The organism is Corynebacterium sp. TUM25015 (assembly GCF_056393505.1).
The window spans coordinates 587,656-612,663 of sequence record NZ_CM150783.1 but is presented as its reverse complement, the minus strand read 5'-3'; the positions used below and the strand labels follow the sequence as shown (position 1 = coordinate 612,663).

Below are 25,008 nucleotides of genomic sequence, written 5' to 3'. Positions count from 1 at the left end.
ACGGGGCATTTCTTAAATCGGGGGGCACCAGGTAGGCTGGGAACGTTGCTGACGCAACGACCCTCCTGCCATGCCCAAAAGGGGTATGGCCGAAACACAAGACCATAGGAGGTGATGAGGTCCGTGCGTCAATACGAGATGATGATCATCATCGACCCTTCCCAGGATGAACGCACCGTTGCCCCGTCGCTGGACAAGTACTTGGATATTGTCCGCAAGGAAAACGGTACCGTGGAAAAGGTTGATATCTGGGGCAAGCGTCGCCTCGAGTACCCGATCAACAAGAAGGACGAGGGCATCTACGTAGTTCTCGACCTGAAGTGTGAGTCGGCTACCGTGCTGGAAATCGACCGCCTGCTCAACATCAACGACCAGATTCTGCGCACCAAGGTGCTGCGGAAGGACCAGTAGCTACAATCGCCATTGAGGCGAGCTACAGGCTCCAAACGGACTGTACCTACACCTAAACAGACCTGAACAGGGTTCTAACGGGGCTCGAACAGGACTAAACACTGCTCAACCGCCCTTCACCACACAACGTTAGGAAAGAAACATGGCACAGGGAGACACCCAGATCACTGTGGTCGGCAACATCGTTGCGGATCCGGAATTGCGCTACACGCCCAACGGAGCTGCAGTTGCAAACTTCCGCGTGGCTTCCACACCTCGTCGCTACGACCAGCAAGCTGGTCAATTCGTCGACGGTGAGCCGCTGTTTTTGACCTGCAACGTGTGGCGTCAACCTGCCGAGAACGTGGCCAACAGCCTGAGCAAGGGCGACCGCGTGATCGTGACTGGCCGTCTGCGCCAGCGCTCCTACGACGATCGCAATGGCGAGCGCCGTACTGTCTTCGAGATTGAGGTCGAAGAGGTAGGCCCGTCGCTGCGCTTCGCAACTGCGGACATTAATAAGTCGTTCCGTGGAGGAGGCCAGGGTGGCCAGGGTCAGGGCAACGGTGGAAACGGTGGCTTTGGCGGCGGCAATGCTGGCGGCCAGGGTGGCTTTGGTGGCGGCAATGCCGGCGGCCAGGGTCAAGGTAATCGGGGACAGAACAACCAGGGCTTCGGTGGCCGCAACGCTGCCATGGACGATGACCCGTGGAACTCTGCACCACAGTCCGGATTTGGTGATGGCGACGACGAACCGCCATTCTGATCGGTTGGCTTAAAAGTCGCTGGTCAGCGTTAAATTTTTTGAACATAATTGGTCGAACCAAAGCACAACGAAAGGCTGGATCATGAAGCTGATCCTCACCGCCAACGTTGACAACCTCGGTGTCCCCGGCGACATCGTAGAGGTCAAGGCTGGCTACGGACGTAACTACCTGCTTCCGCGCGGCTATGCAATCGTTGCAACCCGCGGTGCTGAGAAGCAGATCGAAGGAATTAAGCGCGCGCAGGAAGCACGACAGATTCGCGACCTGGATCACGCACGCGAGGTTAAGGAAGAGCTGGAGAACCTGTCTGGCGTGACCATCTCGGTTCGCACTGCAGAGACCGGCAAGATGTTCGGCTCTGTCACCGCAGACAACATTGTTGATGCAGTGAAGAAGGCCAACGGTCGTTCCCTGGACAAGCACAGCATCAAGCTGCGCAAGGGCGATGTTAAGGCAACCGGCGTTTACTCTGTGGACGTTCAGCTGCACGAAGGCATCGTTGCATCCCTGAGCTTCGAGGTTGTTTCCGCGTAAGTTCGCAACTGTCCGGTTTCGCCGTTTTCCGGTGACCGGCAGGGCAAGGCATTCCTGCGAGCCCCTTTTGCCCGTGCCTAGACAACACGGGTGGCTGATTTTTCGGCGGCTCGGCCGGATTTAATGCCCTGAAATGCGATGATGCGCCAATAACTAGAACGCACCAGAAGAAAACTTTTCTAACTTAGACAACAGCAGGTTAAGGCCCCACGCACCTATGCGTGGGGTCTTTTCCGTTACCGGGGTGCAGGTTGGGGCTTTTGGACGCCACGGCGAACCTTGCCCGGAATGTCGTTAGGTCGGGAATGTGGGGCCGGTTTGGTGCCTGGAACGGCTCCGGCGGGCCAGGAATGTCGTTAGATCGGGAATGTGGCGGGCGGCTGAAAAGTTTAGAAAATTCTTCAGCGCTGTGACCTGCGGGTTCGCATTAATGAAAACCGCTGCGGTTAATAGATTCCCGTTCTAGCGACATTTTCCGTTCTGAAGCACACAAACTCGCCCGCGCTGGGGTTAGGGAAGGACCTCTGATGCTACGGGGAAGGACCACCGCCGAAGCTGTTGGCCGCATACCAGGGCTACCACTGCCGGAGCCAGGGTCCGCATACCAGGGCTACCACTGCCGGAGCCGGTGTCCGCAACCAGGGCCACCACAGCCAGAGCTATTGTCGCAGCTCAGCGGCACCGCCGCCGCCCTCTCCAGCCGCCAGCGGCGCCGCAGCCTTCAAAGCCTCCACACCAAATGCCATGTCATGCTTGTTGTCCGCGCCCGTGTAGGTGCGCCGCTCCTTGATGTAATCCTGCTCCATCCGCCACGGATCCCCAGCACTCTGACGCGGCAGAATCGCCACGCTCCGCTGAATATAACCACTGGACATCTCCAAAAGCGGCAGGTCAGCGGCCTCTCCGGCGGGCAACAGCGGGCAAGCCCACTGCTCGCCCCGCGCTTCCATGTCCTTCCACAGCTGCACCAAATAGCGCGAAGTCATATCCGCGCGCAGCGTCCACGACTGGTTCAAATACCCAATGGTGTACGAGAAATTCGGCAGGCGATTGGCCATCATGGCACGATAAGCCACCAGAGATTCGGTCGGTACGGGAGTGCCGTCCACGGAGAAGTTGGCGTCACCAAAGGCCAAAAGCTGCAGCCCCGTGGCGATCACCAAAACATCGGCTTCGATGTACCCGCCGGAGCGCAACCGCACCCCACCTGCGTCAACGCGGTCGATGTGGTCGGTAACGACTCGCGCCCCACCCCGCACGGCCTTAAAGAAGTCGCCGCCGGGGGACTTGCAGACGCGCTGATCCCACGGCCCATACGGGGGAGTGAAGTTCCGGCGCACCTCGTCAGCGGGCAGGTACAGACGATTCCAGCCCCGGAACACCAACTTCGCGATGCTGGGGAATGTCTGGCATAGGTGGTACTGCGCCATGTCGCGCCCAATATGCAGGCTGCGGGCCAAACGATGGCCGAATGTGCCCGGCTGTGTGCTGAGACCCAGGCCGACGAGGGAGCTGATCGTGTCCGTCTCCGGCAGCGGGGCAATGTACGTGGGAGTACGCTGCAGCATCGTGACGTCCGCGCCCATCGAATGCAGCGCCGGAACCAGCGTAATTGCCGTGGCTCCGGAGCCAATCACGGTAACCTTCTTTCCGCGCACGTCGAGGTCGCGGGGCCATTGTTGTGGGTGTAGGGCGGTGCCTTGGAAGGTATCGACGCCCTCAATTTGCGCGGTAAAGCCCTCCGAATGGCGGTAGTATCCGGTGGCGAAGTGGAGGCGACGCGTCCACGTGGTGAGGGTGGGCTGCGCGAGGCCGGAGTCGTCGGTGCCTTCGGAGTTTGCGTGGCCTGTGCGACCGAGGCGCATGGTGACCTCCCACAGCCCGCGGTCGGTGTGGAAGTTTACGGATTCGACCCAGGTGGATAGCTGTAGGCGGTCGAACATGCCGATTTCGGCGGCGGCTTCGTGACAGTAGTCGCGGATTTGCTTGCCGGAGCCGAGCGTGCCCTTGTGCGGCCATTTCTTGAAGGGGAGGGAGAACGTGGCCATGTCGGAATCTGAACGGATTCCGGGGTATTGGAAGGTGGCCCAGGTACCGCCGACGTCGTAGTTGGAATCGACGGCTGCCCAGTTCCAGGAAGGGAAGTTTTTGGAGACGTGGTAGGCGATGTCGATGCCAGAGAGGCCTGCGCCGACGATAAGGAGGTCGAGGGGGTGTTCGGCGCTAGCGTTTGCGAGGGCGGGCAGGGGAGTGGTCGCGGTGGAGGTTTGGTCGGCTGTGGAGTGGTCGGGCGTTGCGTTCATGGGGAACAGGCTAGTTCACAATGGTGACGTCTCGTGGGAGAACCAATATTTTGCTTCCGCTCAGCAAACTGAAAATTAGGCAATGCCTGAGGAGGGGATAAGGGCTGTGCAAAACTCCGCGCCGAAGGTGAATAATACGTGAATATTTTGAACGTTCAGGCGACCTGGGCGTTTACAGAAGGGCAATCGCCTGGCCTGCAGGTTTGTTTATCCCCAAGTTATCCACCGATGAAAAAAGAGGTTTTCACACCAGTCACACGCCTCTGACCTGCGATAATGGAAGAAAGTGCAGGTGAGGGCGTTGACTGTCCACAGGTTATCCACAACCCGTCCTGGGCTATTGGAAGTTATGCACATTTCCTCCACAGGTATATTCACAGCGCCTGTGGATAACTTGATTTGCAATGCCCTCACAAGTTGCTCTCGCATGGGGTGGGTGAGCACAAAAAGCGGGCACAGGGCGGGGTTCGAGGTTGTCCGGTGCTGCCACTAAAGTGGTCGACATGAGCAAGAATGCAGGCATGAACTTCGACGACGGCGCCCCGCTGCCCGACGAGCCGTTTGATGACTTCGGCGGATCCCAGGATTTCGCCGGCGGCCGTGACTTCGGCAGTGGCCGCGGTGGGCGTCGCGGAGGTTCGGGCACCCAGCAGATCGTCCGCGAGATGCCGCAGAACCCGGAGGCCGAGCAGGGTGTGCTCGGCGGCATGATGCTCAACAAGGACGCGATCGCGGATGTCGTAGAAGTCCTTGTCGGCGATGACTTCTATGTGCCGAAGCACAAGACTATTTTTGACGCCATACTTCAGCTCTACGGCGAGGGTAAGGAAGTCGACCCAGTCATCCTCGGCGGGCGCTTGGACCGCGACGGCGTGCTGGGCTTCATCGGTGGTGCGGGATACCTGCATAGCATCATCCAAAAGACTCCGACCTCCGCAAACGTGGGCTACTACGCCTCGATTGTGCGAGAGAAGGCCACGTTGCGTCGCCTGGTGCAGGCCGGTACCACGATTGTGCAGCTGGGCTATGCGGGCACCGAGGGTGCAGATGTAGACAACGTGGTGGACCGCGCACAGCAGGAGATGTTCGCCATCACCAACGATGCCGCGAAGGAGGACTATGAGGTCTTCGCGGAGTTGGTCGCATCGACGGTGGGGGAGATCGAGCAGCTGGAAAGCCAAGATGGCATCGAAATGGGTATCCCCACCGGCTTTAAGGATCTTGACGATCTAACTAATGGCTTGCGCGGTGGACAGATGGTGATTGTGGCGGCGCGTCCCGGTGTGGGTAAATCTACGCTGGCGCTGGACTTCATGCGGTCTGCCTCCATTGAGCATGGCAAGGCATCGGCGCTATTCAGCTTGGAAATGAGCAAGTCGGAGGTGATGATGCGCATCTTTTCCGCAGAGGCGGAGGTGCGCCTGGCCTCCATGCGCGGCGGTAAGTTAACTGACGATGATTGGGATCGGCTGACGGTGCGCATCGGTGAGATTGAAGATGCGCCGATTTACATCGACGATTCGCCGAACCTGACGATGATGGAGATCCGCTCCAAGGCCCGCCGCTTGAAGCAACAAGTGGATCTGCAGTTGATTGTGGTGGACTACCTACAGCTGATGTCCTCCGGTAAGCGTGTGGAATCCCGCCAGCAAGAGGTCTCGGAGTTCTCTCGTCAGCTCAAACTTCTGGCCAAGGAAGTTAATGTGCCCGTGATCGCGATTTCGCAGCTGAACCGTGGTGTGGAGTCGCGTGGTGACGATGCTCTCCCGCGTGTTTCTGACCTGCGTGAATCGGGTTCGCTGGAGCAGGATGCCGACATGGTTATGCTGATCAACCGCCCTGATTCCCAGAACCCCGACCATGAGCGTGCGGGTGAGGCGGACATTATCTTGGCTAAGCACCGTGGCGGCCCGATCGGCACCGTGACTGTTGCCAACCAGCTGCAATTCTCTAAGTTCTCCGACATGGCCCGCGATATCTCCCCCATGCCTTAGTGCCGGAACCTAGGCACCTAGGAACCAGTGCCTAGGGTTACCCGTTTAGTTTCGCCAGAATTTCGTAGAACTGCTCAATCTCTGCGTCGCTGAGCTGGTCGAAGACCAGCTCCCGCACCTTTGCCACGTGGCCGGGGGCGGCGGTGGTTATCGCCTCGAGGCCTGCGGGTTCCAGGACTACGTAGGCCCCGCGACCGTCGGCGTCACAAGTTGTACGGCGCACAAGACCGCGTTTAGACATGCGCGTGATCTGGTGCGAAAGGCGCGAACGGCTCCATTGCATCATGTTTGCCAGCGCGACGATTCGCTGCTGGTGGTCCGGTGCTTCCGAAAGGTGAACCAGAACCTCGTAGTCCGCCAGAGATAGGGACGTTTCCGCCGACAGCTGCTGCGCTAGTTCGGCATTGATGTGGATGTGGGCATTGATCCACGCTCGCCACACCTGCTGTTCGCGACTGTTCAGCCACTTTGTCCCCTTGTTCGCATCGTTGTGTAGCGGGGGAGAGGTGTCTTCTTGTGTCATGTGCACCAGTATCGCATATCGGTCAAAATAGTTGACACATCAACTAACAGGGCATAGCTTTGAGGCCAGCGCATCAAAAGAAGTAATCAACTGACACACCAACTGAAAGGTTCAACATGACCAACGTCAACAACTACTCCGGCAACTTCCAGATCGACGCAGCGCACTCCGAGATTGGTTTCGTCGCCCGCCACGCCATGGTCACCAAGGTTCGTGGCGCATTCACCGACTTCGAGGGCACCGCCACCACCGGCGAGAACCTGGAAGGCGCAAAGATCGAGGTCAAGATCGACGTCAACAGCGTCGATACCCGCAATGCCGACCGCGACGCTCACCTGACCACTGGTGATTTCTTCGACACGGAGAAGTACCCGCACATCACCTTCACCTCCACGGACATTACCGCCGCCGGCGAATCCACCCTCCGCGTTACCGGTGACCTGACCATTAAGGATGTGACAAAGCCCGTCACCATCGACTTCGATTTCACCGGTGAGGTACAGGATCCATGGGGCCAGACCCGCGTCGGCTTCGAGGGTTCCACCAGCATTAACCGCCGCGACTTTGGCCTGGAGTGGAACACCGCTCTTGATGGTGGCGGCGTGCTCGTCTCCGAAAAGATCACGCTGAACTTCGACATCTCCGCCGTCAAGCAGAGCTAACCTGACCGGCCGTTGTGGCCGCCCAACTCGACTGGTCGCGCTGCCAGCTGGGTAACATTGCACTTATGAATCGCCTTCCGCCCGTCGCCCTGGTCTTCCTCGGCGGCGCGCTGGGGGCGATTATTCGTTGGACGCTGACCGTCTGGATTCCCGCCCTCGGCGATCCCACATACGTGCCCGGCGCAGCCACGCCGCTGAACATCATTGGAGGAATCCCTCTAGGAGACATCGCATTGCTGGTGGTTAACGTCCTGGGGACGCTCCTTTTAGGGCTCTTAGTCGGGATGATCCCGGATTCTGCCCACCCACGTCGCACGTTCTGGGGCACGGGAGTGCTCGGCGGTTTTACGTCGTTTAGCTCGCTTGCTGCGGCTGTTGACGCCACCACCGATTCAGCTTCTACCATCCTCATCGGGGGAACCTACGGCGTGTTTACGCTGGCACTTGGCCTATGTGCAGCTGCGATGGGGCTGCGCCTCGGGCGGGATCTGAATGAGCTGGCGCGGCTGCGACGCGCAGCCGACGGCGCCGACGAGCCCCAGGATCCCCATGAGCCCCACAGAGGTGGCGCACGATGAACACCGGAGCAACCCTCATTGAGCTGTTAGCCGTCGCCCTCGGAGGCGGGACGGGAGCGGCGGCTCGCTACGTACTGGATACTCACCTAAAGTCCAAGCATGGTTGGGCACCTTTGTGGAGCCTCGCGGTGGTGAACCTCCTCGGCACAGTCGTGCTGGGTTTAGTGCTTGGGTACACCTCGCAGCATCTTGACGGAGCCGCCGGATCCACCAGTGCAGGCGAGACGCAGGACATTTTATATCCCCTGCTTGGCATTGGTTTGGCCGGCGGTTTCACCACGTTCTCCACGGTGATGGTGGAGGTCTTCACCCGGCCCCAGCCCGCTCGCCGTATTGTGGGCGTGGTGGGGATGGCAGTGGTCTGCTGCGCGGTGTTCCTCCTCGCGCTGTGGTGCGGGGCGCTACTTGCTGGCGCCTGAGGAGCCTTCGCGCGGGTGCGGACGCTACGACGCCGTGTACGTCGCCGGGAGCCGCGCAAACGTACCAGGTATCTGCGCTACTTTTTGGCCGTCACCCAGATGTCAATCTCCGCGTAGGTGGATTCCTTGCCCTCATCATCGGCGAAGTGGATCTTCACCGTCACGGTCTGTCCGCCAGACTCCTGAGTGATCTTCTCGAAGTCCGGCAATTCGGCAGTGGCGGTGGCCGTCAGGCTGCCCTTCGTCTTCTTCAAGTACTGAGTTCGCATGCCCTGTGGCAGCCACCGGTGCGTATTGGGAATCGAGGCCTCGGCCAGCATCCCCATTGCAAACTCCGCGACATTGCAGGCCGCAATGGCATGGAAGGTACCAATGTGGTTGTTCAGCAGCCACCACTTCTTCGACCGAACCTTGCAGAAGCCCGGGCGCAGCTCTTGCACCCGAGGCTGTACGGTGAGGAAGTATGGTGCTTTAAAGCCGGCCGCAGCCGAGAACAAACCGTTTCCGAACGGTTTGTTCGCAAGCTGCTTGTACATTTTGAAAGTGCTAGATGGATTCGCGTTGGCGTCATAAATAGACATAGTGAGAACTCTAACGTGGAATAAAGCGACCGTTGCGTAATGTTGGAAAACATGCTCGCCCCCTTTCACCGGGGCGCCAACAACAAAGTTTTTGGACAAGCACAATCGACCCGAAGGGAAACAAATGGCGACCATCGAAATCACCGGAGCTAACTTCCAGGACACCGTGCAGGGCGACGGCATCGTCGTGCTGGACTTCTGGGCGGAATGGTGCGGTCCGTGTAAGCGCTTCGCGCCCATCTTCGAACAGGTCTCTGACGAGCACCCGGAGGCTGTGTTCGGCAAGGTCGACACTGAGGCCAACCAGGAGCTTTCCGCTGCGCTGCAGATCCAGTCGATCCCGACGCTGATGCTGTTCCGCGATGGTGTTCTGCTGGCCCGCGAGTCCGGCCTGCTCCCGGCGAAGGCGCTGAACGAGCTCATCGCCAAGGCCGAGGAACTGGACATGGACGAGGTGCGCAAGCAGATCGAGGCCGAGCAGGCCAAGGAGCAGTAAAGACTGCGTGGTAGGCACGCTGGCCGGTCTCGCGCGCAGTGTGTGGGCTGAGGGGCTAGCGCGGGTGGCCTCGAACCGAAACAAAAAATAATAGACCAGCGATTCGCGCATCGGCGCCACCACAGGGATAATGCTTGAGGGCATTACAAGAGGAGGCGCACAGAATGGGACGAATCAACGCCAGGAAAGCAGCGATTGCATTGACCGCTGGGCTGGTTGGATTCGCCGGAACCGGAATGGCGGTGGCGAAAGGCGGCATTTCCGCGAACCTCGCGCTGTCTGGTTCTTTTTTCACCGTGACGATCGATCACCTTTCCGGGCAGGACTTTTCGCTGTTCATGGATAACGACTTAAAGGGTGACAACCATCTGCCCGTCGCACGCGTGAAATTGCAGGACGCAAAGGCCTCTGACATGTGCCTTTCCACCACCGTGCCGAACCTGCCCGCCGTCGGCGAGGCGACCCTGGCGGTGCGCGCGACTGGCCAGAACAGTGTGGACGCGAAGGATCTGATTGTTGGGTCGACCGACATCAAGGGCAGCTTGCGGATGGCGGATCCTAACCTTGGTATCGACGCCAAGCAGGTCAACCCCGAAGCACCGGACGACGCGTGGGGTCTGCACTCGAGGAGAGTACAGGTGGTGGCCGACAAGATCGTCGCCACGTCCGTCGGGGCCAAGCAGCTGAACGTTTCTGGAGTGGAGGCGAGTGTGCGGCGAGGGACCGAGAATGCCTGCTAGCGAAGGCAACGCGAGTTCGGGGGTAGGTACGCAGCGCGGCGGCAAGGGCCGGCTCGCGCGCTTTGCCGAGTGGCGCCGCGGTCGGCCGTTCGTACCGGGGCTGCTGGTGCTGCTGTCAGGTGTTGTGATTATGACGCCCGCGTATCTGACCGTGCGCATCTCCGACCTGCTGGTGATGATCTCCACGCTGTCGGGCGTATCCACGCTATTCCTCGGAGCAGCGCAGATCATGTTCGGGCTGGGGATCTGGCTGAAGCCCTCGACATCGGTTTACCTGGGTGTGTTCGCCATTCTGCTGTCTTTGGTGGCGCTGCCGGCCTCGAATATCGGCGGCTTTTTGTTGGGCTCGCTGTTGGGGATTTTCGGCGGCGCGTTTGCGTTGGCGTGGGAGCCGGGGGACGGCAAGCGGAAGAAAGCTAAGGCCACTGCTGTAGAGCCGGCAGGGTCGGCAGAGTTGGCTGAGTCGGCAGAGTCGGCTGAGTCGACTGGGGAGAGCGTAGGCGACGGCGGGGATGGCGCGGATGGCGATGCGCCGCTGTCCGGCGGTGGGTACTCCGCGACGGTAGCGGCCTTGCTGGTGGCAGTGGGTATCGCGACCGGCGTGGGCATCCTGAACGCGAACGCCCCGTACAGTGTGGCGCAGCCCGCCCGCGTGGGCGATGTCGGCCAGGTCACCGCCGACAACGTGACCTTCAAGGGGAATGTGCGCATCAGCGTGGATTCCGTGGGCACGGAGCACGGCCGCCGTGACCTAATACGCATCACCGGGGATCGCCTGCAAATTAAGAACCTGCAGATCCAGCTGCCGGGCCAGTGGGGCGATGGCATGCTGCGGACCGGCTCAAAGGTGGAGACATATGTAGTCGAGGGGCCGGTCGTGGTGGAGGCGACGTCCCTGGAGGCCGTTCCCGCGCTAGCCGAGATCTCCACGATCCCGGTGAAGGTGGATATTTCCGGTAGTGCGGGGGACGTTTTGCACCAGCTGGGCTTGGTCCCCAGCGAGGCGCCCATCCCAGACCCGGTGATGGAGGTCGTCTCCCTCAAACAAGTGAAGCTAGACCTGCTGCACCTAACCGGGCGGGATATGAACGCCCCGGTAGTCCACCTGAAGGCTCTCTAACGTATCCCTGATTCCGCCGCCCGCCCATTCGCTCCGTGCGCCGCGCCAAAAGCCAGTACGCTGGAATTCAACAGGCTGCAATGCAGCTAAATTGACCACACCATCACGTCCGATACAGGAGCTTTCCCATGGCGAATCCATTTTCTAAGGGCTGGAAATACCTCATGCAGTCCCTCGACACGAAGATCGAGGAGAACGCGGATCCCCATGTACAGATCCAGCAGGCCACGGAGGCTGCCCGCAAGCAGCACCAGCAGATCTCCGAAAGCGCAGCCCGCGTGATCGGTAACCGTAACCAGCTGGAGATGAAGATGAACCGCCTTCAGCAGGACGCGAAGAAGCTATCGGACAATGCCCGCACCGCCATCCAACAGGCCGACAATGCCGCTGCTGCTGGCGACCAGACCAAGGCCAACGACCTGAACCAGACCGCGGAGCTGTTCGCCTCCCAGCTGGTCTCGGTGGAACAGCAGCTGGACGAAACCAAGCAGCTGTACGCCGGTGCGGAGGAGGCCGCCCGTCAGGCCCAGCAGCAACAACAGCAGTCCGCTGCCCGCCTCGAGGAGCAGATGGCGCAGATTAACCAGCTGCGCGCCCAGGTAGATCAGGCGAAGATGCAGGAAGCTACCGCCAACTCCATGCAACAGATGGATGGCCTAGTGCAAAACGACGATGTGCCGACCCTGGATAGCGTGCGCGAGAAGATCGAGCAGCGCTACGCCCAGGCGCTCGGCAGCCAGGAGCTTGTAGAAAACTCCGTGCAGGGCCGCATGGCAGAAATCGAAGCTGCAGGTAACGACATGCGTGCTGCCTCCCGCCTGGAGGAAATCCGCGCCCAGATGAACTCGGGCAGTGGCACAAACGCCCTCGAGACCGACGAGTCCCAGGGCGAGCTGGAGCGCTAGCCCACAGCGTTTATCCCCTTCAGGCGCAGCACACCTGGTGTAAAGTATCCAGGGTTCGCGGGTGCGTTCGTGCACCCGTCTTTTCTTGTCTCGGAGGGATACTTTTGTCTAAAAAGCCTTTTTCTGACGCCGCCGATCCCGACCGCGCCACCACTCCAGCCAACGCGGTCGCGTCAACGGAAAGCATTTCCGAAAATCGCAGCCCCGATCGCGCGGGCCACTCGACCCCTCCAGAGGAGCCCGCGGTGGGCGCGAAACTGCTCATCGGCATGCTGGTTGTCGCAGCGTTCGTGGTGATTCTCAACGAAACCACCTTGGCCGTGGCCCTCCCCGTCTTGATGGGAGAATTTGGCGTCACCGCTGATGCAGCGCAATGGCTGACTACAGCGTTCATGCTCACGATGGCCGTCGTCATTCCGATGACCGGCTACATCATGCAACGGTTTCGGTTGCGGTCGATCTACATCGCGGCGCTGACAGCCTTCCTGATAGGTACGATTCTGGCCGCAGCCGCGCCGACGTTCCCGATTTTGCTGGTTGCCCGCGTGGTGCAGGCCAGCGGCACGGCGCTGGTGATTCCGATGCTGATGACCACCATCATCCGCCTGGTGCCCATCGACCGCCGTGGCGCGGTCTTTGGCCTGGTCTCGGTGGTCATTGCGGTGGCTCCGGCGCTGGGGCCGACGTTCTCCGGTGTGGTGCTGGAGGCCCTGGGCTGGCGCTGGATCTTCATCCTGGTTGCCCCGCTGGTGTTGATTACCCTGGTCGCGGGCTTGTTCCTGGTGAAGAACTTCGAGGAGCCGACGCGCCCGTCCCTGGATGTGCTGTCCGTCTTTCTTTCCGCATTTGGCTTCGCGGGCCTGGTCTACGGCCTGGCTGGTCTGTCCGAGTTGGCTGATGGGGTGCCGGTGCAGCGCCTGCTCATCCTGGCTGTCGGCTCGGTTATCCTGGTGCTTTTCTTCCTGCGCCAGCGTTCCCTGGAGCGCAGCGATAAGCCGAAGGCCACCCCGCTGCTGAACCTGCAGCCGGTGCGCGTGCGCGAGTACAACTTGTCGCTGGGGTTGCTGCTGCTGACGTTCTCTATGCTCTTCGGCTTCATCATTCTGATGCCGCTGTACGCGCAGAACGTTGCGGGCTTGTCGGAGCTGAAGACCGGCATGGTTTCCCTGCCCGGCGGTCTGGTGATGGGGCTGCTCGGCCCTGCCATTGGCCGGGCTTATGACGCGCGCGGCACCCGCCCGTTGATCATCCCCGGCAGCATCCTGATCGCGATTGGCATGATGGGATTTGCCGCCCTGGAGCAGACGGAGAGCCTGTTCGGGTGGGTTGGCTCTGGTACGTGGCCGGCGTTTGTGCAGCTCATGGTCCTTACGGTGGTATTGAACCTGGGTATTGCTTTGATGATGACGCCCCTTATGTCCAACGCTCTGGCGGCCGTGCCGGATTCTCTGGCTTCCCACGGGCAGGCAATTTTGAACACGTTCCAGCAGGTTGCCGGTGGTGCCGGTACGGCAATCTTCGTGGCGGTGATGACGTTCGCCTCCACCCGCTATGCCTCGAGCAACGCGGCGGAGCTGGCTGGCTTGGCAGCGACGGATCCGGCTCTGGCCGAGCAGCAGGTGGTGGGCCAGGGCATCCACGTGGCGTTCTTGGTGGCGGCTTTCGTTTCGGCGGCGCTGATCGTGCTGTCGGCGTTCCTGAAGTTGGACGCCAAAGAGTCCGCCCATCCAGGCCATCTGAAGAACTAGAAGGGGACCAGAAGAACTAGAAGGGGAACGACAAAGCGCCGTCCAGGGTGTGGGCGGCGCTTGTGCTTTGTGCGCGGGTGAGGAGATGGTGGACCCGCCGGTGAGGGGGCTGGTGAGGGGTCCGGTGAAACTCCAGAGTGGGGGCTCTGGGGAGCTACAGCGGCAGCTTGCGCAGGATCGGCAGCGGCAGGTGCTTCAGGATCAGCATGATCGGGCGGAACAGGGGGTGCACCCAGATCAGGGACTTGCGGTTATCCACGGCCTTGGCGATCGCCTTGGCCACGTCTTCCTTGTCCACGGTCAGCGGGGCATCCTCGAGGTCCTTGGTCATGTTGGTGCGGACCTGGCCCGGGCGGACCGTCAGTACGCGCACGCCGGAGCCGCGCAGAGCTTCGTTGAGCATGCGGTAGAAGCCATCCAGGCCAGCCTTTGTGGAGCCGTAGACGAAGTTGGAGCGGCGAACCATCTCACCGGCAACGGTGGAGAACGCCACAATCTGGCCGTGGCCTTGCTTCTTCATGTAGTCCGCCAGCAGCACGCCGACGGAGACGGCGCCGGTGAAGTTCACCTGTGCGGCCTGCACAGCCAACTTCTGGTTGGTCCACTGTTTCTCGTTATCGCCCAGGATTCCGAACGCAACAATGGCCAGGTCCACGTCGCCATGGCTGAAGATCTCCTCGAACACCTGCGGGTGGGAATCGAAATCCACTGCGTCGAAGGGAACGGTGACGACCTCGCTGGCACCGGCGGCGTTCATGCGTGAGGTGGCGTCGTCCAAAGACTCGCCAGGACGGGCGGCCAGGATCACGCGGGCAGAACCGCGGGAGAGGAACTCCTCGACAACGGCGAGGCCCATGTCGGACGCGCCGCCGAGAAGCAGGATGGACTGGGGTTTGCCAACGGCATCAATCATTGTGACTCTTCTTTCGGGGTGGGGGGGCAACTATTGTGGGCAGGGGCTACAGCTCGAGGCGGCGGGACATATCGGAGGCGAACACACCCGTCGGGTCGATGTTCTTGCGGGTGGCCAGCCAACCCGGCAGGCCGGGGTACATCTTGTGGAAGTTCTCGGCGGAAGTGCGCGACTCCTTGGCCAGGTACAGGCGGCCACCGAACTCCATCACGCGGCGGTCCAGGTCGTTCAAGAAGTTGCCCAGACCCGGCTTGATCGGGAAGTCCACGCAGACATTCCAGCCTGGCATCGGGTAGCTCAGCGGCGCCTTGTTGCCCTCGCCGAACAGCTTGAACACGTTCAGCGCGGAGTAGTGGCCGGAAGCCTGGATATCGCGGATGATCTCCTTGAATGGCTCCACCGCCTCCGTCGGCACGACGAACTGGTACTGCAGGAATCCCTTGGAGCCGTAGCCACGGTTCCACTCGCCAATCAGATCCAGCGGCTGGTAGAACTGCGTGAGGTTCTGCACCTGGTTGCGGTACTCACCGGACTTCAGCCACCACAGCTCGCCGATGGCAACCATGGAGAGCTTGTTCATGGTGAAGTTCGGGAAGATATCCGGCACGGTCATTAGCTGCGGCGCGTTGAACTTCAGCGGATCCTTCGCCAGCTTCGGCGCGTACTCCTTCAGCTGATCTAGCGTGGCCAGGGAGCCACGGGAGATCGCCGCGCGACCCAGCTTCGGCTCCGGGCTGATCGCATCGAACCAGGCGGAAGAGTACGTGAAGTTGTGCTCCGAGCCGTCGGAGTGGAACGCGATGGTCTCGTCCAGGGAGTGCGTCATATCGCCATCGGCGATGAAGTACGCGGTCTCCGTCTTCGTCATCTCGATCGTCGCGCGCAGAATGATGCCGGTCAGGCCCATGCCGCCGACGGTGGCCCAGAACAGCTCGCCATCCGGATCGTCCGCGGAGCCCTCCGGGGTCAGGTGCAGCACACGCCCGTCAGCCACCAGTAGCTCCATGGAGCGGACATGGTTGCCGAAGGAACCGGCAGAGTGGTGGTTCTTGCCGTGGATATCCGGGCCGATAGCGCCACCGATGGTCACCTGGCGCGTGCCGGGCAACACCGGCACCCACAGGCCGTATGGCAGCGCGGCCTTCATCAGCTGATCCAATGTCACGCCAGCATCCACATCCACGATGGCGGTATCGGGATTGATGCTGTGAATGCGGTTGAGCTGCTGCATGTCGATGACGAGGCCGCCACCGTTCATCGCCGGATCACCATAGCTGCGGCCCATGCCGCGAGCGATCACGCCACGCTGGAGGTGGCTGGGCTTATCCGCATTATCGTCGGCCACGCGCGCAACGGCGGCAGCAATCTGATCGACATCCTGGGTAGACAGGACTTCGGCGGTCGTGGGGGCCGTACGTCCCCACCCGGTGAGGGTACGAGTGCTGGTGTGCAATTCCATGTTCTCTACCCTAGCGCCCGCGCACGACATCCCCGGGGCGCGGCGCTACGTGAAGTACAAGTTGCCAGCGTTTTCGCAGTTGCGGTGTGGGTGGCGTCACAAAAATAGGGCGTGTGGCAGGTGCAAGAAGCAAGAACGGCGCTAGTCGCTAGTTGCTAGTACAGTTCCATGATCTGACGGATTTCCTCCGGCAGTTCCTCCGGCTCGGTGATGGTTGGGCCGTCGTAGTCGCGTAGGATATCGCGCACACGCTGGCGGCTGGTGCTGTCGAGGATGGGGAGCTCCTGGGCCATGAGGCGCGTCATGTACTCGTTGAGCGGCAGGTTTGTCCTGGTCGAAGCCTCGTAGCTGCTTTCCTTACCGACGCCCCCAATTCGCACCGGTGCACTCCTGTGCTCCTGCTCGGCGGGGGAGGGCTTGGAGCGTTTGAAAAATTTGGTGACGGCGGAGAACGTGGAAGAGAGCACGGAGGACGAGTCGGAATCAGCCATGGGGATGATCTTAGCGGGTGCGGCTGCGAGCGTAGGGGGCATGTCCGGTGGCGGTGGTAACCTGCAATTACGATGAGCACAACCGCCCCAGAGAACACCGCTGACACCGCAACTGACACCGCACCCCAGCCTGTCCGTTATGACCCGATCATGGTCGTGGCCGCCGCCGGCGAGGCAGACGACCCAACCTTCGCCATCTGGCAGGTGGAAACTGACCCCGACGTGCAGTTGGGCGACTTTTCCGGCGCATGGTTGATCGACGGCGCAGGCATTCACGGCTTCGCCGCCGAGGCGGATTGGATCGAGGGGACTGATGACCGCGGGGCTATGCTCTCCGCACTGCTGCGCTACCCCGTGTTGTTCGTGGGGCCGGAGGCGGCGGCGAAGGTGCTGCCGCAGGAGGTTGCGCTGGTTGATGTGGAAGCTACGGAGGCTGCGCTTAATGACGCCCTCGCCTCCGCAAAGCAGCACTTCAGCGACGAGTTTCCGGGGAAGAAGCAGCCGGCGTGGGGAAGTTTGCGCCCGCTGGAGGAATTCCGGGGGGCTGAGGCTGGTGACGCTGGCGGGGATGGCGCTGGTGGAGCTGGCGGGGATGGTGCTGGTGGCACTAGTGGCGCTGGTGAGGTGGAGCGCTTGGCAGTTGCTGCCGCACTGCAGGAGGCAGCGGCGCTGCGCGGGTGGATCGCGCAATACAATGCGTTCGACAAACTACGCGTCCGGCGCATCGGTGCTGTGAGCAGTGATTTTGCGCAAGCTCAGCCAATCCCGGTGGTTTTCGCCCAGCGAGGTTAGCCAGGCGCGATTACGCTTGAGAACCATGAATCGCTCATCACATTTTGGAGCCGCCGGTGGCTATGAATCCGCCGGTGGCTCTAGTGCTGCGCGAGCAATGGGGGAGAACAGCACAGAGGCAGTGGCACCGGGCGGGAGCGTGGTTTCCCTTTCAGAAATCCGCACTGCTCGGCGTGACGGTGCCGGCGATGCTGACGCGAACAGCGCAGCAGACAGCAGATCCGAGGGGGCGGAAATGCAGGAAAGCCTGGGGGTAATGTCCACACCGGGGATGGGGATAAGAAGGGAATCAGGGGCTCACACAAAGGTCTTCACCGTAGCCGTGGAGCACCACTTTCCGGGCGTGGGAAGATACTCGCGGCTCCTCAGCGTCTCCAGCGCAATGAGCGTGGCTGACTTCGCTGACGTCATCCTCGCCAGCTTCCTCTGGCCGGAGCGGGTGAACCGAGTACCTGAAGCCCACCCAACCTGCTACGGCACAAAGGAAGATCACGCTGCAGGAGAGGCCGAGGCCGGTAGTGACAGTGATCCTGCCTGGAGCTTCCGCGCCCGCACCGCCGGGCGCGTGCGCGTCTATGCAAAAGGAGCGAATTCCATTGGCACTGCTCTAGGCGATATTTTCCGCCGTGGCACCATCGGTGTGCTGAAGGTCGACGGATACGACTTCAGCGTCACCGTCACGGATACCACCACCCGCCACGACGAAATTGAGTTCGTCGACCCCTCCCGGGACTCGCACTTCGATCCTTTCCTCGCCTCATCCCAGGACTTGTTCGGCGCGCCGGGCGAAGCAAATGACGAAGCAGTCCTCCTGGCTGCTGACTTCCTTGCGGATTCCGACGATGAGGCCGCGGAGACGGATGACGTCAAAAAGAATCAGGATGACGAGTTCGCCGCGCACCTGCACCCTGCGGGCATTCCGGCGATGGTCGACATCTCGGAAGTGAATGTGGCGCTGGCCGGTGAGGACACCGTTGAGAATATCCTCGCGGAAATCACCCCTGAGCTGCGAGAGCTGCTGCGCGACGGTGCGTTGTACGAGTTCATTCCGCTGCTGCAGGCATTGGATTTGGAGCGGCCCGCGAACGTCACCGAGCACGCCGCCGAGTTGTTGGCCGATGTGCCGATTGAGAAGAGCAAGATCGGGCGCGCCGCTGCGTGGGCGCGGATCATTGCACTGTCCACGCTGGTGGAGTCGGAAGCTGGGGAGGTCAGCGAGGCCTTCATGTCGGCGCTTGGTTACACGCGCGCGGATGCGGAGCTGCCGCCGACGGATACTGCTCTTGGTGCCGACGCCCTCAGTGCCAGCGAGATCAAATGGTTGTCGCGCCGGACCGGGCGCATCTTGGCGCAGGTTGGAGCCTGCAAGTGGGAACCTCAGCCCGATGACCAGGCAGTTCCATTGGTTCCACAGTGTTCGATGCTGGAACGCCTGGAGATGTACCGCTTCATATTGCAGCACTAGGCGGGGGCCGGGGTGTTGTTGTGTGCCCGGAATGTCGTTGAATCGGGATTCTGTCGCGGCTTGCGGTGGATTCCGAAAAATGGAAACGCTCTGACCTGCGGGTTTAGATAATTGCAAACTGGTTTCGTTAACAGATTCCCGTTTTAGCGACATCTGCACCCTGCCGGAGCCTCCGGAGACCCCCAAATTAGCCTCCCGCGAGCCCACCGGCTCACCAGTCCGCCCGGACCACCTGCCCACCAGCCAGCCCAGCCCGACCCAGACCCAGCCCGGCCCACCAGCTAGCGCTTGAAAATAAAGAACTTCTGGATCAGGAAGTTCAGCACCGTCGCCGTACCCTGGGCAATCACAAAACTAATCGCACGCACCCAGAACGCATTCAGGTCGAAACCCTCCAGCCACGGAATCGACACCTTGTACAGCCCCCACTGCACCGCAAAGGTCAGGCCGTAGGTCGCCATGGTTATGGCAAATCGACGCCCGCTCGGCTCCGCCTGGAAAGTCCACCGACGGTTGATGAAGTATGCCGTCAGGGTTCCCAGCACGAATCCCAGCGCCTTCGCTACGCCATCGCTCAAGCCAAAAGCAAAAGTGAAAAGCGCTGTCGAACCAAAGTCGACGATGGCACTGAACCCTCCGACCAGCACAAACTTCACCAGCTGCGAACGGATCATACGTTGCGTCCGACTAAGGCCACCCCCCTGGGACGACGAGGGGGCGTCATCAAAAGAAGAGTTAGTCATCCGCATCACCGTCAGCACCTGCCGCATTGCCCGCGCCCGTCCGCGGCTCGACCGTGCGCACCACCCGCTTGTGGTCGCGCGGCGCCGAGCGGAACGTCCACAGCTTGTTGAACAGGAAGTTCGCCGGCACGGCCACAATCACACCAATGAAGTTGCCCCAGTACGCGCGCGTGCGCAGCCCAGTGGAGTTATCGAAAAAGTCGTGGGGCAGCGCGATCGGTGACTCCGGATTCACCAGCGCCGTCGAGACCAGCAGCGTGATAATCAGCCCGAACACGCCCACAGCCATGAACTGTGGGAGCTGCTTCCACCACGCACGCTTGTGTTCGTGGCGGAACGTCCAATAGCGGTTCAGGCAGAAATTCCAAATATTCGCCAGCGCAAAAGCGATCACGGAAAACACGTGGTACCAGCGGAAATGGTATTGGCTGCCGAGGAGGTTCAGGAACGCATCCTGCACGTCGATACCCCATCCGGCCTCGCTGATCTTCTTCGCCAGCACGAAAATCGCCTGGTTGACGATGAACCCGGACGCGCCAACAATCCCAAACTGGATGAACTGCCGTGCGACGGTGCGGCCGCGCGAAAGCGGACGCGCAGATGCGGTAGCTGCGTCGTCGACGTTTTTCTTATTGACGCCTGCGTCGTCAGCGGCCTTGGCGGGCTCAGCGATGGTGGAAGGCTGGGTATCGGACACGGTCACTTCGGCTAACTTGATCCTCGGTTAAGTAGTGCTCGGCGGTGTCTAGCGTTTGCAGGATCACCGCGATAGTCACTTAAGACTACGCCCGCGACCGGGTGAAAAGGAAAATTCTTCCCGGTGTGTGTGCTTAAAAAGTTTCTTAGAACTGCGTGTGCCGACCGAGTGGCCCTGCTCCAGCGCCGAGCCGTGCCCGCGCTACCGACCTGGCCGGCGGAACTGCTCGCGCCGACCGAGCGCATGTAGCCGCAGCCACTCTGCGAACCCCTTCGGATCCCTCTTCTGCACGAGGAAGAACCAACCGAAGCGGGCGTATTCCTGCGGCAGCAGCTTGCGCATGCCCGGCTGGTTCATGATGTATCCGCGGTTGCGGTAGGTGAAGTAGCGCTTGAATTCATTGTCCGGGTACTGCGTATGCATCTTCCCGCCGAGGATCGGCTTAAACTCATCCGACCCGTCGGGGTGCAGGTAAGCGCAGGTCAGGCACGTTCCAAAGGGTAGGCCGCTGCGGACCAGGCGGCGGTGATATTCCACCTCATCGCCACGGATGAAAAGCCGATAGTCGGGAACACCAATTATCTCCATCGCCCGTGCACTGATCAGCGCGCCGTTAAACAGGCTGGCGATCCCCGGCAGGAAAGACCCCTCCAGCTCGGACAAAGTGCGCCGCCACACCAGCCCCTGGCGCAGAGGAAAAGCCAACCGCTCCGGGGCATCGATATTGCACACCACCGGGCTGATCTCTTCCAGCCCCTCGCGCTCCGCAACCTCCTGCAAGGTGGCCAGCACATGTGCATCCGCCGGCCTGCCATCATCGTCGGCACACCAAATCGCATCGGCGCCCAAAGAAAGCGCGGTAAGGAATCCCAGCGCGAATCCGCCAGCGCCGCCCAGGTTCGTCTCGGAGCCCACGTAGTGCGCCCGCGAGCCACACACGTCTTCCACCAGCTCCCGCACCGCCGGGTCGTTGCCGTTATCCACAACCACTACGTGCGCGACTTCCGCGCCTTCCTGGCCTGCGACTTGGCGCAGCGAGGCCTCCAGCAGCTCCACGCGATTGTGCGTGACGATCACTGCTGCGACGGTATCGTTCCTGCTCAGGGGCATGTTCTAGGCGTTCTCCTTCTCCGCCACCAGTTCTTGCACCTCGCGTCGGCGCACCTTGCCCAATTGGTCGGCGGGCAGTTCCTGGAAGGCATGGAATACCTTAGGCACCTTATACGCAGTAAGTCGTTCTTTGGCGAAGGCGCGGAAGTCGTCGGCGTCAATAACAGCGCCATTGGCCAAAACCACAGCCGCAGCGACGGTTTCGGAGCCGTCCTTGCGCTCCACACCGACGACAGAGGCCTGCTCGATGGAGGGGTGCTCGCACAGCACTTCCTCGACCTCGGCGGGGTAGACGTTAAAGCCGCCGGTGATGATCATTTCCTTGATGCGGGAGACGATCTTCAGGTAGCCGTCGGATTCCATGACGGCCATGTCGCCGGTGCGGAACCAGTCCTCGTAGAAGGCCTTGGCGGTTGCGTCCGGGCGGTTGAGGTAGCCCTTGAACACCTGCGGGCCGCGGACGACCAGCTCGCCGGCCTCGCCATCGGGCATCGTTTCGGCGGGGTTATCCGGGTTGGCCACGCGGATTTCGGTGGACGGGAAGGGCACGCCGATGTAGCCTTCGCGCCCCTTGCCCATGGGGTTACCTGCGATAATGGGCGAGGTTTCGGTCAGGCCGTAGCCTTCGACGATGTTGCCGCCGGTGGAGCTTTCCCACTCGCGGACGGTCTCTGCGGGCAGGGCGCTGGCGCCGCTGAAAGAGTTGCGGATGCCGGAGATCGACATTCCGCGCTTCTCGGCCTCCTTCATGATGTTCTGGTACAGCGCAGGCACGCCCGGCATCCAGGAGGGCATGTTCTTCTTCATCACCCGCATGACCAGCGGCATTTCGGGTGCGGGTAGCAGCTGAATCTCGCCGCCGATCATCGGGGCGAGCGTGATGTTCATGGTCAGGCCGTATGCATGGAAAATCGGCAGCGCGGCCAGCATGACCTCCTGCTTTGGACCCTTACCCAGGCCCTTCACCCAGGTCTGGCCCTGTCGGAGGTTCGCGATGAGGTTGCGGTGCGTCAGCACGGCGCCCTTCGGCTTGCCGGTGGTGCCGGAGGTGTACAGGATCAGCGCCGGGTCGCTTGGTTCGATCTTCTTGTTAATGACGCCCTCACGCCATGACTGCTTGCCATTCCCGCCGGAGCTCATGAAGCGCTTCCAGGAGAGTGCGGCAGGTGCCGGGCCGGTGAGCTTGTCCTTCATGGCCTTGATCTTCGGGATCGGTAGCTTCAAGGCGTAGCGCAGCGGAGCTGGCATTTCGTCGGGGAGTGTGACGGCGATGACGGTATCCAGAGGGCTATCCAGCCGCAGGTGCTCAGCGACATCGCTGACCTTGTCCCAGAAGAAGCCGACCTTCGCTGCGTGGTCGTTAAATGGATGATTGAGCTCGGCGGCAGTGTATAGCGGGTTGTGCAGGATGGGCACCGCGCCGACATTCAGAACGGCGTAGAACGCGATGAGAGCCTGCGGGCAGTTCGGCAGCACGATGGCGACGTGATCGCCGCGTTGCACGCCCAGTTTCTTGAGCCCCTGGGAGGCGATGGCAACCTGGTGGCCGTACTCCTCGTAGGTGGTGACTTTCCCGAAGAAGGAGTATGCGTTGCGCTCGCCGATGGTCTCCACCGCATGCCAAAAAACCTGCGGGATGGTGAAGCCGGAGGGGTTCTCCGCGGGGTCGTCGAGGTCAATGGTGTGCTGCGTCCACGGCGTGTAATGCTGCAGCCATGCCTTCGAGTTGAAAGCCTCGGAGGCGGTTGCGCCTGCGGCACCTGCACCGTTGTCGGCTGCTGGGTTGGTCAACTGTTTCACCTGGTTCTACGTTGTTTTTGGTGGTTGTTTGGGATGTTTTATGACTGATTGTTTGTGTTTAGTTTGCACGTCAGCCCTGGAGGGGGCTCGTGAGGGCTGCGACATGTGCCGTAACACTGACCGAGTCTAACTGTTTGGCTGCCTCATCTGGCCGGGTTTATTAATTCTCTTTTTATCTCTAGTTTGTGCCGGGTCGGGGAGGACGGTTCGGGAGGCTGGAGGTGAAGGTGGCGGGAACGAGGGGCGTCAATAAGAAAGGATAAAAATGGCTATGACCAGGCGAGCGCGCCGTCGCTCCAGAGGGCGCACGGCGGGCGGGTCGGGCGTGCCGCAAGGGTGTGGAAATGCTTGCTGACCTGCTCGATTGCGCGGCCGGATAGGTACGTTTCCGCCGTAACTCGCAGCAGCGTTAAGCCGCGGGCTTGGATGTCGTTTTCGCGCTGGCGTTCCTGCAGGAGGGCGCGCTTCGTGGCGTCGGTGGTGGCGCCGTACTTCTCGCGGCCGTCGTATTCGACGGCGAGGCCGACGTCGAAAAACATGTCGACGCGCCCGATGGTCCAGCCGTCCTCGTTGAGTATGTTGACCTGCTGAAATGGTGCGGGCAGGCCATGTTCCCAGAAGCGGATCTTCAGCTGCGATTCACGCGGGCTTTCGGAGTAGCGGGTGATGAGGCGCGCCGCCGTGCGGGCGCGCTGGGCGCCGTGGCGGATTGGCTGTCCACTCTGCCAGTCAAGCCACTTGCACCACTCATGCCACGTGATCTTCTTTGTATGCAACGCGGCCTCCGTGGCGATGACGGCATCGTCCAGCGAATGCCGTAGCCCCAGCTCATGACATGTATCCAGCAGCCCGCTGGTCCAGATCTCGCCGAACTCGGTCGCGATCGGTACGGCACGCCGGCCTTGTCCCGGTGCCGCGAGGTAACGTTCTGACCTACCATTTCTTCCCATCATTGCCCTTTTTGGTGACGCCAGTTCCACCGTTTCCGGCGGTCCGAACCTTTCTAGGGGCAGGCCGTGGAGGAAGGCCGCTGATTTGCCCGCTGCGAGGGCTGGGATTTTGTGGGTGTAGCGGAGGTATTCCGCCACGATGTAGGCCTGCGCTTTGATCGCCTCGGCATTGGGGTCTTGGCTGATCTCGCGCCAGAGGCTGGCGGGGATGTAGACACCGCGCGCGAGCCGGACGGCTTCGCCTCTTTCCACCCAGCGCTGCCACTTGCGAGCCTGGGATGGGTCGATTCGGCGCACATCGACCAGGTGTTTTACTGGCAAGTGGTGCTTGGCGGACCTGGTCTTGGTGGTTTGGCCGGTGGTTGGCTTGGCTACGCTGGCTTTGGTTCTATCCCCCGTCATGGGAGGTATCTTTACCACCTTTTGTCGTGCATCTTTGTCCCAGCTTTCGCTGATCTGTGGATAACTTCTGCCGGAAGTGGGACTTATCCCCAGGCGCAAAATCTTCTGATGCTAAAACCCTTGCGATGGTGTATGTGAGCCCAGGTTCTGCGCGGCTGCACACCTGCAAGTGTCGTCAGGTGAGGAGCGGATGCCTAGATAAAGGTGCTGTCAAGGGGCTTCCGGGTACCACCGAGCTACCCAAATGTCGTTAGATCGGGAATGTGTACCGGTTGGGGCATCCTGCACGCCTCGCTGGGGTGGAAAATGTCGTTAGATCGGGAATGTGTTATTGGAAGTGGTTTGCAAGTTTGTAAAGGTGCAGGTCAGGGGGCTGGGGAAATTTGCAGGTTGCTGCGCACGCCGCCAGATTCCCGATTCAACGAC

General features: G+C 61.1%; 25 protein-coding genes. 14 read left to right on the top strand and 11 right to left on the bottom strand.

The window, feature by feature from the left end; genetic code table 11:
* Positions 1 to 114: 114 nt before the first annotated feature.
* The 3 genes from rpsF to rplI all read left to right on the top strand — a co-directional run bounded on the left by rpsF (position 115) and on the right by rplI (position 1,691).
* Entirely contained in the window at positions 115 to 411 is a 297-nt protein-coding gene (rpsF, locus tag AC06DS_RS02835) for a 30S ribosomal protein S6 (protein WP_293792073.1), read from the top strand.
* Positions 412 to 553: 142 nt separating this feature from the next.
* Positions 554 to 1,156: a single-stranded DNA-binding protein gene (locus AC06DS_RS02830; protein WP_005292478.1), complete on the top strand. Its 603-nt coding sequence runs from the start codon at positions 554 to 556 to the stop codon at positions 1,154 to 1,156.
* Between the two features lie 82 nt (positions 1,157 to 1,238).
* Positions 1,239 to 1,691, top strand: a complete 453-nt coding sequence (gene rplI / locus AC06DS_RS02825; protein WP_477100938.1) for a 50S ribosomal protein L9 — start codon at positions 1,239 to 1,241, stop codon at positions 1,689 to 1,691.
* Positions 1,692 to 2,350: 659 nt separating this feature from the next.
* Here rplI and AC06DS_RS02820 read toward each other — a convergent pair.
* A complete protein-coding gene (locus AC06DS_RS02820; protein ID WP_477100937.1) occupies positions 2,351 to 3,994 on the bottom strand; it encodes a flavin-containing monooxygenase in 1,644 nt (547 codons plus the stop codon).
* Between the two features lie 503 nt (positions 3,995 to 4,497).
* On the opposite strand from AC06DS_RS02820, the gene dnaB reads away from it, so the two are divergent.
* Entirely contained in the window at positions 4,498 to 5,988 is a 1,491-nt protein-coding gene (gene dnaB / locus AC06DS_RS02815) for a replicative DNA helicase (RefSeq protein ID WP_448307875.1), read from the top strand.
* A 37-nt stretch (positions 5,989 to 6,025) separates the two neighbouring features.
* Here the strand turns inward: dnaB and AC06DS_RS02810 are convergent, their stop codons facing one another.
* Complete coding sequence (locus AC06DS_RS02810) at positions 6,026 to 6,511, bottom strand: MarR family winged helix-turn-helix transcriptional regulator (RefSeq protein WP_473963808.1); 486 nt, start codon at positions 6,509 to 6,511, stop codon at positions 6,026 to 6,028.
* A gap of 116 nt (positions 6,512 to 6,627) precedes the next feature.
* Here AC06DS_RS02810 and AC06DS_RS02805 point away from each other — a divergent pair, with 116 nt between their 5' ends.
* The 3 genes from AC06DS_RS02805 (at position 6,628) to AC06DS_RS02795 (ending at position 8,170) form a co-directional block, all read left to right on the top strand.
* A complete protein-coding gene (locus tag AC06DS_RS02805; RefSeq protein WP_477100936.1) occupies positions 6,628 to 7,173 on the top strand; it encodes a YceI family protein in 546 nt (181 codons plus the stop codon).
* A 65-nt stretch (positions 7,174 to 7,238) separates the two neighbouring features.
* A complete protein-coding gene (locus tag AC06DS_RS02800) occupies positions 7,239 to 7,751 on the top strand; it encodes a fluoride efflux transporter FluC (protein WP_477100935.1) in 513 nt (170 codons plus the stop codon).
* A complete protein-coding gene (locus AC06DS_RS02795; protein ID WP_476728224.1) occupies positions 7,748 to 8,170 on the top strand; it encodes a fluoride efflux transporter FluC in 423 nt (140 codons plus the stop codon). The genes AC06DS_RS02800 and AC06DS_RS02795 overlap by 4 nt, the downstream gene beginning before the upstream one ends.
* Positions 8,171 to 8,247: 77 nt before the next feature.
* Here AC06DS_RS02795 and AC06DS_RS02790 read toward each other — a convergent pair whose 3' ends face one another.
* The gene (locus AC06DS_RS02790; RefSeq protein WP_005292460.1) at positions 8,248 to 8,886 is read right to left on the bottom strand and encodes a hotdog fold domain-containing protein; all 639 of its coding nucleotides are present in this window, start codon (positions 8,884 to 8,886) and stop codon (positions 8,248 to 8,250) included.
* On the opposite strand from AC06DS_RS02790, the gene trxA reads away from it, so the two are divergent.
* The 5 genes from trxA to AC06DS_RS02765 all read left to right on the top strand — a co-directional run bounded on the left by trxA (position 8,876) and on the right by AC06DS_RS02765 (position 13,760).
* Complete coding sequence (gene trxA, locus AC06DS_RS02785) at positions 8,876 to 9,247, top strand: thioredoxin (protein ID WP_005292458.1); 372 nt, start codon at positions 8,876 to 8,878, stop codon at positions 9,245 to 9,247. The two genes, AC06DS_RS02790 and trxA, sit on opposite strands and share 11 nt — an antisense overlap.
* Positions 9,248 to 9,411: 164 nt before the next feature.
* Positions 9,412 to 9,987, top strand: coding sequence for a DUF6230 family protein (locus AC06DS_RS02780; RefSeq protein ID WP_477100934.1), 576 nt, complete (start codon positions 9,412 to 9,414; stop codon positions 9,985 to 9,987).
* On the top strand, positions 9,977 to 11,107 hold the full coding sequence (locus AC06DS_RS02775; RefSeq protein WP_477100933.1) for a DUF6114 domain-containing protein: 1,131 nt from the start codon (positions 9,977 to 9,979) through the stop codon (positions 11,105 to 11,107). Before AC06DS_RS02780 ends, AC06DS_RS02775 begins: the two co-directional genes overlap by 11 nt.
* Before the next feature lie 128 nt (positions 11,108 to 11,235).
* The gene (locus tag AC06DS_RS02770; protein ID WP_293792028.1) at positions 11,236 to 12,012 is read left to right on the top strand and encodes a PspA/IM30 family protein; all 777 of its coding nucleotides are present in this window, start codon (positions 11,236 to 11,238) and stop codon (positions 12,010 to 12,012) included.
* 104 nt (positions 12,013 to 12,116) lie between these two features.
* Positions 12,117 to 13,760: an MDR family MFS transporter gene (locus AC06DS_RS02765; RefSeq protein WP_477100932.1), complete on the top strand. Its 1,644-nt coding sequence runs from the start codon at positions 12,117 to 12,119 to the stop codon at positions 13,758 to 13,760.
* A gap of 154 nt (positions 13,761 to 13,914) precedes the next feature.
* Here the strand turns inward: AC06DS_RS02765 and AC06DS_RS02760 are convergent, their stop codons facing one another.
* The 3 genes from AC06DS_RS02760 to AC06DS_RS02750 all read right to left on the bottom strand — a co-directional run bounded on the left by AC06DS_RS02760 (position 13,915) and on the right by AC06DS_RS02750 (position 16,512).
* Positions 13,915 to 14,673 carry a decaprenylphospho-beta-D-erythro-pentofuranosid-2-ulose 2-reductase gene (locus AC06DS_RS02760; RefSeq protein ID WP_293792025.1) on the bottom strand — a complete coding sequence of 253 codons (759 nt, stop codon included), beginning with the start codon at positions 14,671 to 14,673 and terminating at the stop codon, positions 13,915 to 13,917.
* Positions 14,674 to 14,719: 46 nt separating this feature from the next.
* Complete coding sequence (locus AC06DS_RS02755) at positions 14,720 to 16,132, bottom strand: FAD-binding oxidoreductase (RefSeq protein ID WP_293792024.1); 1,413 nt, start codon at positions 16,130 to 16,132, stop codon at positions 14,720 to 14,722.
* A 155-nt stretch (positions 16,133 to 16,287) separates the two neighbouring features.
* Positions 16,288 to 16,512: a hypothetical protein gene (locus AC06DS_RS02750; RefSeq protein ID WP_448307970.1), complete on the bottom strand. Its 225-nt coding sequence runs from the start codon at positions 16,510 to 16,512 to the stop codon at positions 16,288 to 16,290.
* A 183-nt stretch (positions 16,513 to 16,695) separates the two neighbouring features.
* On the opposite strand from AC06DS_RS02750, the gene AC06DS_RS02745 reads away from it, so the two are divergent.
* Together AC06DS_RS02745 and AC06DS_RS02740 are read left to right on the top strand one after the other, a co-directional pair.
* Positions 16,696 to 17,415 (top strand): hypothetical protein, encoded by a 720-nt coding sequence (locus AC06DS_RS02745; protein WP_477100931.1) that lies wholly within the window; start codon positions 16,696 to 16,698, stop codon positions 17,413 to 17,415.
* A 25-nt stretch (positions 17,416 to 17,440) separates the two neighbouring features.
* The gene (locus AC06DS_RS02740) at positions 17,441 to 18,880 is read left to right on the top strand and encodes a hypothetical protein (RefSeq protein WP_477100930.1); all 1,440 of its coding nucleotides are present in this window, start codon (positions 17,441 to 17,443) and stop codon (positions 18,878 to 18,880) included.
* Between the two features lie 281 nt (positions 18,881 to 19,161).
* Here AC06DS_RS02740 and AC06DS_RS02735 read toward each other — a convergent pair whose 3' ends face one another.
* The 5 genes from AC06DS_RS02735 to AC06DS_RS02715 form a co-directional block, all read right to left on the bottom strand.
* Positions 19,162 to 19,623, bottom strand: a complete 462-nt coding sequence (locus AC06DS_RS02735; protein WP_477100929.1) for a GtrA family protein — start codon at positions 19,621 to 19,623, stop codon at positions 19,162 to 19,164.
* Positions 19,616 to 20,341 (bottom strand): GtrA family protein, encoded by a 726-nt coding sequence (locus AC06DS_RS02730; RefSeq protein WP_477101167.1) that lies wholly within the window; start codon positions 20,339 to 20,341, stop codon positions 19,616 to 19,618. Before AC06DS_RS02730 ends, AC06DS_RS02735 begins: the two co-directional genes overlap by 8 nt.
* Positions 20,342 to 20,521: 180 nt before the next feature.
* Positions 20,522 to 21,430: a galactofuranosyltransferase GlfT1 gene (gene glfT1, locus AC06DS_RS02725; RefSeq protein WP_477100928.1), complete on the bottom strand. Its 909-nt coding sequence runs from the start codon at positions 21,428 to 21,430 to the stop codon at positions 20,522 to 20,524.
* A gap of 3 nt (positions 21,431 to 21,433) precedes the next feature.
* Positions 21,434 to 23,221, bottom strand: coding sequence for a long-chain-fatty-acid--CoA ligase (locus AC06DS_RS02720; RefSeq protein ID WP_477100927.1), 1,788 nt, complete (start codon positions 23,219 to 23,221; stop codon positions 21,434 to 21,436).
* A 278-nt stretch (positions 23,222 to 23,499) separates the two neighbouring features.
* The gene (locus AC06DS_RS02715; protein ID WP_477100926.1) at positions 23,500 to 24,582 is read right to left on the bottom strand and encodes a hypothetical protein; all 1,083 of its coding nucleotides are present in this window, start codon (positions 24,580 to 24,582) and stop codon (positions 23,500 to 23,502) included.
* Positions 24,583 to 25,008 lie beyond the last annotated feature (426 nt).

What these genes read in the sequence shown, in the direction of transcription:
- rpsF (WP_293792073.1), top strand. Translation starts at nt 115, where the DNA reads ATGAGGTCCGTGCGTCAATACGAGATGATGATCATCATCGACCCTTCC.
- AC06DS_RS02830 (WP_005292478.1), top strand. Translation starts at nt 554, where the DNA reads ATGGCACAGGGAGACACCCAGATCACTGTGGTCGGCAACATCGTTGCG.
- rplI (WP_477100938.1), top strand. Translation starts at nt 1,239, where the DNA reads ATGAAGCTGATCCTCACCGCCAACGTTGACAACCTCGGTGTCCCCGGC.
- AC06DS_RS02820 (WP_477100937.1), bottom strand. Translation starts at nt 3,994, where the DNA reads ATGAACGCAACGCCCGACCACTCCACAGCCGACCAAACCTCCACCGCG.
- dnaB (WP_448307875.1), top strand. Translation starts at nt 4,498, where the DNA reads ATGAGCAAGAATGCAGGCATGAACTTCGACGACGGCGCCCCGCTGCCC.
- AC06DS_RS02810 (WP_473963808.1), bottom strand. Translation starts at nt 6,511, where the DNA reads ATGACACAAGAAGACACCTCTCCCCCGCTACACAACGATGCGAACAAG.
- AC06DS_RS02805 (WP_477100936.1), top strand. Translation starts at nt 6,628, where the DNA reads ATGACCAACGTCAACAACTACTCCGGCAACTTCCAGATCGACGCAGCG.
- AC06DS_RS02800 (WP_477100935.1), top strand. Translation starts at nt 7,239, where the DNA reads ATGAATCGCCTTCCGCCCGTCGCCCTGGTCTTCCTCGGCGGCGCGCTG.
- AC06DS_RS02795 (WP_476728224.1), top strand. Translation starts at nt 7,748, where the DNA reads ATGAACACCGGAGCAACCCTCATTGAGCTGTTAGCCGTCGCCCTCGGA.
- trxA (WP_005292458.1), top strand. Translation starts at nt 8,876, where the DNA reads ATGGCGACCATCGAAATCACCGGAGCTAACTTCCAGGACACCGTGCAG.
- AC06DS_RS02790 (WP_005292460.1), bottom strand. Translation starts at nt 8,886, where the DNA reads ATGGTCGCCATTTGTTTCCCTTCGGGTCGATTGTGCTTGTCCAAAAAC.
- AC06DS_RS02780 (WP_477100934.1), top strand. Translation starts at nt 9,412, where the DNA reads ATGGGACGAATCAACGCCAGGAAAGCAGCGATTGCATTGACCGCTGGG.
- AC06DS_RS02775 (WP_477100933.1), top strand. Translation starts at nt 9,977, where the DNA reads ATGCCTGCTAGCGAAGGCAACGCGAGTTCGGGGGTAGGTACGCAGCGC.
- AC06DS_RS02770 (WP_293792028.1), top strand. Translation starts at nt 11,236, where the DNA reads ATGGCGAATCCATTTTCTAAGGGCTGGAAATACCTCATGCAGTCCCTC.
- AC06DS_RS02760 (WP_293792025.1), bottom strand. Translation starts at nt 14,673, where the DNA reads ATGATTGATGCCGTTGGCAAACCCCAGTCCATCCTGCTTCTCGGCGGC.
- AC06DS_RS02755 (WP_293792024.1), bottom strand. Translation starts at nt 16,132, where the DNA reads ATGGAATTGCACACCAGCACTCGTACCCTCACCGGGTGGGGACGTACG.
- AC06DS_RS02745 (WP_477100931.1), top strand. Translation starts at nt 16,696, where the DNA reads ATGAGCACAACCGCCCCAGAGAACACCGCTGACACCGCAACTGACACC.
- AC06DS_RS02740 (WP_477100930.1), top strand. Translation starts at nt 17,441, where the DNA reads ATGAATCGCTCATCACATTTTGGAGCCGCCGGTGGCTATGAATCCGCC.
- AC06DS_RS02735 (WP_477100929.1), bottom strand. Translation starts at nt 19,623, where the DNA reads ATGACTAACTCTTCTTTTGATGACGCCCCCTCGTCGTCCCAGGGGGGT.
- glfT1 (WP_477100928.1), bottom strand. Translation starts at nt 21,430, where the DNA reads ATGCCCCTGAGCAGGAACGATACCGTCGCAGCAGTGATCGTCACGCAC.
- AC06DS_RS02715 (WP_477100926.1), bottom strand. Translation starts at nt 24,582, where the DNA reads ATGACGGGGGATAGAACCAAAGCCAGCGTAGCCAAGCCAACCACCGGC.